The organism is Streptomyces sp. NPDC046881 (assembly GCF_040645015.1).
Classification (GTDB): Bacteria; Actinomycetota; Actinomycetes; order Streptomycetales; family Streptomycetaceae; genus Streptomyces.
Window position 1 is genome coordinate 87231 of sequence record NZ_JBEYXJ010000022.1, and the last position, 6798, is coordinate 94028.

Below are 6798 nucleotides of genomic sequence, written 5' to 3' on the forward strand. Positions count from 1 at the left end.
GGGAAGGCTCCTTCACCTGACCTGAGCGCCACGTAGGCGCTTGATGTGAGCACCTTGGCAGTGCTCCGGCCGAGACGCCCCCATCGGCGTCGGCTTCGCGGCATCGTAACGCGCGTAGATGTCGCAAAAAACCCTCTCGCGAAGCCGTTATCGATTCGAGGCAAACAGTGCCTGAACTCGGCCTCTCGGCCTTCTCACGGCGATGTTGCGGACAGTGCACGAATGGCTTGCATCCGTGTTGCGCCGGCCAGGGGAACGGCCCCCGAGGGGGCCGCCGGCTCAGCCGCGGGCCCCGTTGGCGTCCAGGAAGGCCGCGGCGGTGAACATCTCCACGCCGACCGTGATCGCGTGCTCGTCGGCGTCGAAGTCGCCCTGGTGGAGATCGCGTACGGTGCGCTCACCGGGCCGGCGCACCCCGAGGCGGGCCATCGCGCCGGGGACGTGCTCCAGGTACCAGGAAAAGTCCTCGCCGCCCAGGCTCTGCTCGGTGCTCTCCACGGACTTCATCCCGCGCCGGGCGACCATGGCCCGGCGCAGCAGTTCGGTGGACTCCCGGTCGTTGACGACCGGCGGGACCCCGCGCACGTAGGTGATCTCGGACTTGGCCCGGTGCAGGGTGGCGACCTCGTCGATGGCCGCGTGCACGATGTCCGGGGCCTGCCGCCAGGCCTCCAGGTCGAGGCAGCGCACGGTCCCGGACAGCTCGGCGTGCTGCGGGATCACGTTCGGCGCGTGGCCCGTCTCGATCCGGCCCCAGGTGAGGGCGAGACCGGCGCGGGTGTCGACCCGGCGGCCGATCAGCGCGGGGACGTCGACGGCGACCCGGGCGGCGGCGGTGACCAGGTCGGTGGTCAGGTGCGGGCGGGCGGTGTGCCCGCCGGGGCCGTCGAGCGCGATCTCCAGCCGGTCGCAGGCGCTGGTGATCGGCCCGTGCCGCAGCCCGATCCTCCCGGCCTCCACCCTGGGGTCGCAGTGCACGGCGAGGATCCGGCCGACCCCGCGCAGCACGCCGTCCTCGATGGCGTCCAGGGCGCCGCCCGGCAGCACCTCCTCGGCGGCCTGGAACAGCAGCCGCACCGGGCGGGGCAGCAGGCCCTTGGCGTGCAGGTCGGCGAGGACCAGGCCGGTACCGAGGACGACGGTGGTGTGCACGTCGTGACCGCAGGCGTGGGCCCGGTCCGGCACGGTCGACCGGTACGAGCAGTCGGTCTTGGTGTCCGGGATGGGCAGGGCGTCGATGTCGGCGCGCAGTGCGAGCATCGGTACCGACGGGCGCTCACCCTCCGCGAGCCCGATGTCACACACGAGTCCCGTTCCGGTGCTCAGGACGCGGGGCTTGAGGCCGGCCTGCTCCAGCCGCTCCTTGATCGCGGCGGTGGTACGGAACTCCTGGTTGCCCAGCTCGGGGTGCATGTGCAAGTCGCGTCGGAAGGCGACGAGTTCGGCGTGCAGGGACTCGCTCAGCACGCCGGGGAGCACATCCCCCGGGAGGCCGGACTCGGACTCTAGGGACATCAATTGCTTCACCCTCTGAAGGGTAGGACGCCCGACAGGTCAACTACCCCTCGATCAACAAAACTTCAGCCCGTTAGGGGAAGAAAATCTGACCGGCGGACGCATGGCGGCGGACTCGGGTGGGTAAAACCTCTCTTTTCCTCTTCCACGCATACCATGCCTCGCCGGGATCACGCGCGCGATGTCCACGCACCGGACCCCCCGGACGCACCCTCCGGCGGCGGCCGGGAAGGCGCGGCCGCCGGCCGGAACGGGTCCGGCCGGCCCGGTCACCGGCGTCAGCCCGTCCCGGTCGCGCCGCCCGGCCCGCTGCGGAAGCAGTCGGACACCACCGTGACCTCGATCATGGACGAGCGCTCGCTGCCGGCGGGCTCCCGCCACAGGCGCAGGTCGGCGGAGAGACGGCCGTCGGACGAGTTGGCCACGATCTGCGGGAGCTTCGCCCGGCTCTTGTCGGGACCGTCCTTGACGATCTTCCAGCCCTTGGCCGGCAACTGCGTGCGCAGGCGGTCCATGGCCTTTTCGAGATCGTCGCCCGGCACGCCGTAGACGCTCCACGGGTGCCGCATGCGGTGCACCTCGCTGCCCTCCGGGTACGACGAGCACGGGGTGGCCACGGCGCCCGACTGGGTCACCTTGCCCTTCACCGCCAGGATGTCGAGGATCTCGCTGGACGCCCGTTCGACGCTCTGCTTGACGGCTCGCTCGTCGCGGACGGCGGCCTTCTTCTCGTCCTTCTCTTCGCTCACCTGAGAGCAGCCTCCCAAGAGGATGGCGGTCAGAGCCGCGCTGACAGCGGTCGCGTATGTCTTATTCAAGGGTCACCTTGTCGTACTGGCCTGCCATCACGAGGGCCTGGTTGCGCAGGCTCGTCGAGTCCTCGTCCCAGAAGGCGCCATGGTCCTCGGCGTCCGACTCCATGACGTTGGCGCCGAACTCCGGGTCGGTCGGGATCGTCCAGTCGTCACCGAGGCCGGCCAGGTACTTCCCGCCGATGCGCACCGCCGAGTCGTTGCCGCCGCCCTGCTCCGCCCACATGTGCCCCTGGGGGATGCCCAGGTCCGCGGCGTGCTTCGCCTGCATGCCGGGGCTGCCGACCGCGATGACGTCGTCCACCGGCAGCCCCCCTTCGAGCATGCCCCGCGACTTCGCCGCGTCGCCGATGAGCGTGGTGCCGTAGCTGTGGCCCATCAGGGTGGTGTGGCCCAGGTGGGTGTTGCCGGAGGCCATGCGGTGCGCTTCGAGGTTGCCGTCGAGGAAGTGCGACAGCCCCGGCCCGCCGTTGGCCGCCCAGTCGTCCGACATCGCCTCCGGCAACAGGCCGCCGCCCTTCTCGAACGGCTTCGCCTGCAGGGGCGCGTCGTAGTCGAACCAGGTGATGGTGGAGACCTTCTGGCCCTGTGCGTACCGGTTGGTCTCGTGCCACAGGATCTCACCGCGGCCCATGTCCTTCTGGATGTCCGGCAGGAGGGTGCCGGTGCCGGGGACGTAGATACCGGTGTGGTCGGCGGTGTCCGGGTTCCCGTTGGCGATGATCACCTTGCCGTCGTGGCCCTTGCCCTCAGGGTCGAAGCCGAGCAGGTAGGCCTCGGGCAGGCCGTCGATCCCGGTTCTGTCGAAGCGCGACTGGATGGCGTCCATGCCCCGGATACGGCCCTCCAGGTCCTGCTTCTTCCTGTTCCACTCCTTCCACTCCTCGGTCTCGATCTGAGCGCCCTTCACCTCGCGGCCGGTGACCGGACTGATGTAGGGGGCGTAGCGATCGGGCTCCTTCTTCATCCAGGCGTCCAGCTTGTCCTGGTAGCCGGCCCGGCTCTCGGCCAGCACGAGACGGTTGGCCTCGTCCCGCACGGTGGCGGGGAGGCCGTCCATGGCGCCGATGGAGTCGGGGTGCATGGAGACGTAGGCCGCCTTCTGCTCGTCCGTCAGGTCCGCCCACCAGTGGGCGACCAGCTCTGGATCACCGTCCTTGGGCGGCTTCGGAAGGGAGCGGGCGTAGGCGTCGGCACCCTTCACGACGCCTTCGGTGTCACTCTTGACGTCGGTCCAGTCCCGGCCGGACACCACCAGGTCGTCGTCGGCCTTCAACGCCCGCAGCTTCGGCGCCCACTTGGCGTCCGCGTCCGCGGCCTCCTTCAGCGCGTCCCCGATCCGGTTGGCGAAGCCGATGGCCTTGCCGAAGTTCGGGTTCGGGTGCTGGTGGATGGCCTGCTGCTCGATCGCGTTCGCCGTCGCGTCCGTCGAACTGGTCGAGGCGGACACCGTGCCGCCCTCCGGCACCTTGCCGTCGACCTTCTCGCCACCGGCCGGGAACGAGACCGAACCGTCCGCGCCGACCGTGCACCCGGCCGCCTTGGCGTCCTCCAGGGCCGCCTCCAGCTTCCGCTTCGCGGCGGCCATGTCGTAGGCGAAGGCGTTCAGCGCGGTACTGGCCAGCGCGCACTCGGTCTGGACGTAGTGGAAGTTCTTGCCCAGCTCCTTCAGCTCCCGCAGGGCCGCGTCGGCCGTCTCGCCCTTGAGCTGGTTGCGGATACCGGCGGATATCCGGTTCTCCACCGCGTCCTTGGCGGTGCTCGCCATGTCGCTCGTGGCCCGGTACCCGTCGGCCGCCTCCTCGAACTCGGCCGGCTTCAGGGCCTTCAGCGTCGCGATGTCCATCGCCGCCGTCACCGGCCCTTCGCCTGGCCGCCGACGGCCTCGGTGTCGTGGTACTTGTTCTTGATCTTGTCCAGCTCCGCCTTCACCTCGGCGTCGGACATCGCCAGATCGCGCCCGGAATGCTCCATCAGCCCGCCCAGCTCACCACAGCGGCCCTTGACGTCACCGACGTACTTCTTCCAGGACTCGTACAACTCCCTCTGCGCCGCCGCCGACTGCACGCCGGACAGCTCGCCGAGTCCGCTCTGCCCGTCGTCCAGCCTGCCCAGCGCCTTGCCGACGTCGTCCTGCAGCCCCTTGGTGTCCTCACCGGCCTTCGTCCAGACCTTCTTGTCCGACTTCAGGTCACCGGCCCCACTGCCACCCGGGTCCGGCGGCACGTGGTTCAACTGCATGCCCGTGGACCCGCGCGCCGCGGCGTCCGCCTTCAACTGCTCCCATTCGTCCCAGGACATGGGTGTGGTCCTCCCCGTTTCCCCGTTGCCGGCAACCCCCGCCGACCGAGCCATGCTCCCCACGGCACGGGCAAAAAATCAAGTTGAGGAGGCACTCGCCCCTAATTTACTTTTAGTCCGCTCTTCGAGTGACGAATTATTCCGTATCGCGCATATTTGAGGGGGCACGCCCCGACATGGATAATCTGCGTCCCCATCCGCACGTCACACGGAGAAGAAAAAATGTGGAACATGCTCGTCTGGACGATGATCACATGCACTTCCCTCTGTACCGCTGGGGCCATTTTCGTACGACCCCACCAGTGCCGAATGCGGCAGACCGACACCATGGAATTGCGGCAGCGGCGCCGCATGGTGGAAGTGCTGCAGCGCGAGGTGCGGGCCATGAGTGACGCACCGGGCTGTTCCGATGGCAGGAAATCCTAAGAATCCGCTTTCTGATCCCGCCGCCATCGCGTACCACCTGCTTTTACATTCCTCATACAGGATGGGCATAGGGCCGAACGACACCGGGACAAGGTGTTTGTCCGGCTACTTTCTTCACTCGTTTGCCGCACACCCATCGCCGCATGGTGGCGTTAGTTGCAGCATGACGAAGGCTCTGAGGGGGCGCCCCGTGCGACTGGGTTCTTATACCTACCTGCCGGCACCCACCGAAACGCACAGCGCCAAAGGGGTTCTGATGAGGGGCGGCCTCCCTGTCACACTGGAGGCGACCGAGGAGATCCTCCAGGAATTCATGGACAGAATGAACTCGCTGGAGAGTGACATCTCCCAGCGCTGGGTGGGCGCGGACACCTGGTTCCGTCTTTCACCGGCGGAATGACATCGCCCATGCAGCACGAGACAATGGGATCGTACCCGGATCTCCCCGCCGACTATGCGGACGACTACTACCGCGGCAGGGGGCGGCACCGGTCGCCCACCGAGGACTTCCCGCACCCTCTGGTCCCTCCGGACTCGGGCTGGGACCCTGCGGAAGAACTGGCCTACATGCTCCGGGACACCATGGAGCAGCAGGCGAGGATCCCGGGCGCGCGCAACGAGGACCACCCCATGGATCCGGAGCCGAGGACGCCCCGCGAGGCCCTGGTGGAACTCACGGCGGAGCTGCCCCCGGTGAAGGCGGCTCCGCGGGGCCACCGCAAGGACCGCCGGAGACAGCGTCCCGGCAGGATCCGGATCGCCAGCTGCCTCATCGCCGCCGCCGTGACCGTCATCGCTTCGGGCGTGAGCATCTTCGGCGGCCTGATCGCCTACGACCCGCTGCGCTTCGTGGCGGCGGCCCGGACGGAGAGCGACGTGGTCTCCTGGTGGCCTGTGCTGGTGTTCGGCCCCTGGCTGGTGGCGTCGCTGTCCATCCTGCGGGCGGCGCTGCACCACCGCCGGGCCTTCCACTCCTGGTCCGTCCTGCTGGTGTTCTCCGCCATCGCCATGGCGCTGTGTGTGGCGCAGGCACCGAAGAACATCGTCGACACCGTGGCCGCCGCCCTGCCGTGCCTCGCCTCGCTGGCCTGCTTCCAGCAGGTGGTGCGCCAGGTCACCCTGACCAGACCGCCCCGGCGGACCTTCCCCCGGCACCGGTCCCAGCCTTCCGAGAAGGCGCCCGCGGAGGAAGCGGCGGCGCCCCGGGAGGGCACGCTGTACACGAGCGGCGACCTGCCACCGGGGGACTTCGCGCGTCCGGTGGGAGAGACGGGGGCCGGCGGTCCGGCGGCCCATGACCGGCTCTCCGGCCACCCGCGTCGCTTCGGGTGGCCCGGCGACCGTCCCTGACCGTTCACGGCGGCGCCGCCGAACCGGGGTCCGCTTCCGCCTGGCACAGCTGGAGGTTCCACATCGATGAGCAGTTTCCGTACGCCGGTGCGGGCAGCCGCCGTCCGGCCCGCCCGGGGCCTGTCGGTCGGGGGCGACGCGTGAACACCCTTGTCTCGGCGCCCCCGCTCCTGCCCGACGTCGCCCGGCTCCGGCCCCGCCAGCAGATGGGCATCGAGTGTGCCGACTGCGGCCTCCCACTGGGGCCGAGCGGCCGGGTGCTGGGCGAGGTGCGCTACCGCGGACTGCCGTTCCGGCTCTGGGTCTGCCCGACCGGCTGCGACACCACCCCGCCCGCCTCCGGCCCCTAGGTCGTGTCCGCAAAGTCCAACCGACCCCCCGGAACGGATGACCA

At 69.3% G+C, this 6798-nt stretch carries 7 protein-coding genes; 3 read left to right on the plus strand and 4 right to left on the minus strand.

Features of this window, described 5'->3' with window-relative positions:
* Positions 1 to 279 precede the first annotated feature (279 nt).
* The 4 genes from ABZ923_RS14090 to ABZ923_RS14105 form a co-directional block, all read right to left on the minus strand.
* Positions 280 to 1515, minus strand: coding sequence for a M20 family metallopeptidase (locus ABZ923_RS14090; protein ID WP_361470698.1), 1236 nt, complete (start codon positions 1513 to 1515; stop codon positions 280 to 282).
* A 278-nt stretch (positions 1516 to 1793) separates the two neighbouring features.
* Positions 1794 to 2264, minus strand: coding sequence for a hypothetical protein (locus ABZ923_RS14095; protein WP_361470699.1), 471 nt, complete (start codon positions 2262 to 2264; stop codon positions 1794 to 1796).
* Positions 2265 to 2325: 61 nt separating this feature from the next.
* Positions 2326 to 4173 carry an alpha/beta hydrolase gene (locus tag ABZ923_RS14100; RefSeq protein ID WP_361470701.1) on the minus strand — a complete coding sequence of 616 codons (1848 nt, stop codon included), beginning with the start codon at positions 4171 to 4173 and terminating at the stop codon, positions 2326 to 2328.
* Between the two features lie 8 nt (positions 4174 to 4181).
* On the minus strand, positions 4182 to 4628 hold the full coding sequence (locus ABZ923_RS14105; protein ID WP_361470703.1) for a hypothetical protein: 447 nt from the start codon (positions 4626 to 4628) through the stop codon (positions 4182 to 4184).
* Positions 4629 to 5217: 589 nt separating this feature from the next.
* On the opposite strand from ABZ923_RS14105, the gene ABZ923_RS14110 reads away from it, so the two are divergent.
* From ABZ923_RS14110 to ABZ923_RS14120, 3 genes are all read left to right on the plus strand, one after another.
* A complete protein-coding gene (locus ABZ923_RS14110) occupies positions 5218 to 5454 on the plus strand; it encodes a hypothetical protein (RefSeq protein WP_361470705.1) in 237 nt (78 codons plus the stop codon).
* Positions 5455 to 5462: 8 nt separating this feature from the next.
* On the plus strand, positions 5463 to 6404 hold the full coding sequence (locus ABZ923_RS14115) for a DUF2637 domain-containing protein (protein WP_361470707.1): 942 nt from the start codon (positions 5463 to 5465) through the stop codon (positions 6402 to 6404).
* A 140-nt stretch (positions 6405 to 6544) separates the two neighbouring features.
* Complete coding sequence (locus ABZ923_RS14120; RefSeq protein ID WP_361470709.1) at positions 6545 to 6754, plus strand: hypothetical protein; 210 nt, start codon at positions 6545 to 6547, stop codon at positions 6752 to 6754.
* Positions 6755 to 6798 lie beyond the last annotated feature (44 nt).